Here is a 3,355-nt window from a genome sequence, read left to right on the forward strand (position 1 = left end):
GCCGTCGTGGCGGCACCGGCACCGGCACCGGCGCCGGCGCCGGCGCCGGCCTCCGCCGAGGCGGCGGACGACGTGCCGGTCACGATGAACGGCGACCGCATCCTCGAGCTGACGCTCGGGCCGCTGCAAAAGCCCGAACTGGCCGACAGCATCGTCGAGCTCTTCAAGGAGATCGAGGGCCTCGGCACCATCGATCCGATCGACGGTGGCATGCCTCAGGACGGCTTGCGGCGCTTCCGCGTCACCACGCCCAGCAGCGACGCCGACCTGCTCGACCTGTTCGGCTTCCACGTGGCGCGCGAGGAGGTGCAACTGCGCCCCTGGAGCGGCGAGCGCGTCGCGCCGGGCTACGGCTTCTATCCCAACGCACCCGGATCGCCGATGACCGAGGAAGACCCGGGCTTCGGCTTCTTCGACAACGCGCCCGGTGCGCCTGGCGCCTCCACCCAGCCGCCCACCGAGGCCGCAGCACCGGCGGTGGCTGCAGGCGCTCCGAAGGCGGCCGGCAAGGCCGAGGGCAAGGCCCCGGCCGCCACGCTGGAGGCATCGTCGATCCGCGTGTCGGTCGAGAAGGTCGACCAGCTGATCAACCTGATGGGCGAGCTCGTCATCACCCAGGCCATGCTGGCGCAGAACAGCACCCACCTCGATCCTGTGCTCTACCAGAGCATGGTCTCGGGCCTGACGGCGCTGGACCGCAACACCCGCGACCTGCAGGAAGCGGTGATGTCGATCCGCATGATCCCGATGCAGACGGTGTTCAGCCGCTTCCCGCGCATGCTGCGCGACCTGGCCAGCAAGCTCGGCAAGCAGGTCGAGCTGGTGACGCAGGGCGAAGCGACCGAGCTGGACAAGAGCCTGGTCGAGAAGATCACCGACCCGCTGACCCACCTGGTGCGCAACTCCTGCGACCACGGCATCGAGATGCCGGAGGAACGCCGCGCCAAGGGCAAGCCCGAGGTCGGCACGATCACGCTGGCGGCGTCCCACCAGGGCGGCAGCATCGTCATCGAGGTGCGCGACGACGGCAAGGGCCTGTCGCGCGAGAAGCTGCTGAAGAAGGCGCGCGAACGCGGTCTGCATGCCCCCGACTCGCTGAGCGACGGCGAGGTCTGGGCGCTGATCTTCGAGCCCGGCTTCTCCACCGCCGAGGTGGTGACCGATGTGTCCGGCCGCGGTGTCGGCATGGACGTGGTCAAGAAGAACATCGCCTCGCTCGGCGGTACCGTCGAGATCGACTCGGCCGAAGGCTACGGCATGCGCGTCGCGGTGCGCCTGCCGCTCACGCTGGCCATCATGGACGGCATGAGCGTGGGTGTCGGCGACGAGGTCTACATCCTGCCGCTGTCCAGCGTGGTCGAGAGCTTCCAGGTCGGCGAGAACGTCATCAAGACCGTCGGCGGCAGCGGCCGCGTGGTCGAGGTGCGCGAGGAATACATGCCGGTGCTCGAGCTCGAGCAGCTGTTCCACGTGCCGCGCTCGAACGACGAGCATGCCAGCGAGATCATGGTCGTGATCGAGGCCGAGGGCGGCCGCATCGCGCTGCTGGTGGACGAGCTGATCGGCCAGCAGCAGGTGGTGGTGAAGAACCTCGAGGCCAACTACCGCAAGGTCGACGACATCTCCGGCGCCACCATCATGGGTGACGGCCGCGTCGCCCTCATCCTCGACGTGGGATCGCTGGTGCGGCGCTCGCGCCACTGAGGGGCCGTCTCCGCCCGAACCGATTCCCGCTCTCCCGGAAAGACTCCAAGATGAAACTCGACCAACTGAAGATCGGCGCCCGACTCGGGGCAGGCTTCGGCACCGTGCTGTTGTTGCTGGTGCTGATCGTCATGCTCTCGTTCTCGCGACTCGTGATGACCGAACGGGGCTTCGACAGCGCGCTCGACGTGGAGCATCGCGTGGCGCGGGCCGACGAATGGAAGAACCTGACCACGCTCAACGTCAGCCGCACCATCGCGATCGTGAAGTCGGGTGGCCTGCCGCAGATGAGCGCGTTCCTCACGCCGCAGATGAAGGACACCAGCGAGCAGATCACGCGCGTGCAGAAGGAACTGGAGGCCGAGCTGAGCCATGAGCGCAGCAAGGCACTGTTTGCCGACATCTCAGGGAAGCGCAAGGTCTACATCGACCAACGCGAAGCGGCGCTGGCCCTGCTGAAGGCCGGCGACGTCGCGGCGGTCGAGCTGCTCCTGGAGAAGAGCCTGCTGCCGGCCTCCAAGGTCTACCTGGCGGCCATCGAGGACTTCAGTAACTTCGAGCGCGAGCTGGCCGTGCAGAGCGCCGCTGCGGTGAAGGCCGACGTGCAGCGCAGCAAGCTGATGCTGCTGGTGCTGGCCGGTGTGTCCATCGTCCTCGGCAGCCTGAGCGCCTGGGTCCTGACCCGGTCCGTGACGGCGCCGCTGCGCCGCGCTGCGGCCAGCACGCAGGCGATCGCCGCCGGCGACCTGTCGCAACCCATCGACGCCACGGGCCGCGACGAGGTGGCCGACCTGCAGCGCAGCCTGGGCAGGATGCAGACCTCGCTGCGCGACATGGTGAGCGCGGTGCGCCTGAGCACCGACAGCATCACCACCGCCAGCAGCGAGATCGCGACCGGCAACCAGGACCTCAGCGCCCGCACCGAACAGACCGCGAGCAACCTTCAGGAAACCGCGAGCTCGATGGAGCAGCTCACCGGCACGGTCAAGCAGACCGCCGAGTCCGCCCGCACCGCCAACCAGCTCGCGTCGTCGGCCCAGGCCACGGCGGCCAAGGGCGGCCAGGTGGTGTCGCAGGTCGTGTCGACGATGGACGACATCAACGCGAGCAGCAAGAAGATCGCCGACATCATCGGCGTGATCGACGGCATCGCCTTCCAGACCAACATCCTCGCACTGAACGCGGCGGTCGAGGCCGCCCGTGCCGGTGAGCAGGGCCGCGGCTTCGCGGTGGTGGCCGGCGAAGTGCGCAACCTGGCGCAGCGCAGCGCCCAGGCCGCCAAGGAGATCAAGGACCTGATCGGTGCGAGCGTCGAGCGGGTCGAGTCGGGCAGCAAGCTGGTGGCCGATGCCGGCCGCACGATGAGCGAGATCGTGGGTTCGGTGCAGCGTGTGTCCGACATCATCGGTGAGATCACGGCCGCCGCCGCCGAGCAGTCGGACGGCATCGGTCAGGTCAACACCGCGGTGACCAACCTCGACCAGATGACGCAGCAGAACGCCGCGCTGGTGGAGGAGAGCGCCGCCGCCGCCGAGAGCCTGAAGGATCAGGCGATCCGTCTGGCCGCTTCGGTCTCGGTGTTCCGCGTCGATGCGCATGGCGCGGTGTCGCGGCCGGCCGCTGCCACGCCGAGCCTGCCCGCGCCCAGCGC

The 3,355-nt window shown here is 68.8% G+C and carries 2 protein-coding genes; both read left to right on the forward strand.

Features of this window, described 5'->3' with window-relative positions:
• The coding region (locus x551_RS19980) for a chemotaxis protein CheW (RefSeq protein WP_036250548.1) at positions 1 to 1,704 on the forward strand (1,704 nt) is incomplete at its 5' end.
• A gap of 50 nt (positions 1,705 to 1,754) precedes the next feature.
• Positions 1,755 to 3,355: methyl-accepting chemotaxis protein (locus x551_RS19985; protein WP_036250551.1), on the forward strand; the 1,601-nt coding region annotated here is incomplete at its 3' end.

Origin of the sequence: Methylibium sp. T29, assembly GCF_000576205.1 — a bacterium.
Lineage (GTDB): Bacteria > Pseudomonadota > Gammaproteobacteria > Burkholderiales > Burkholderiaceae_C > Methylibium > Methylibium petroleiphilum.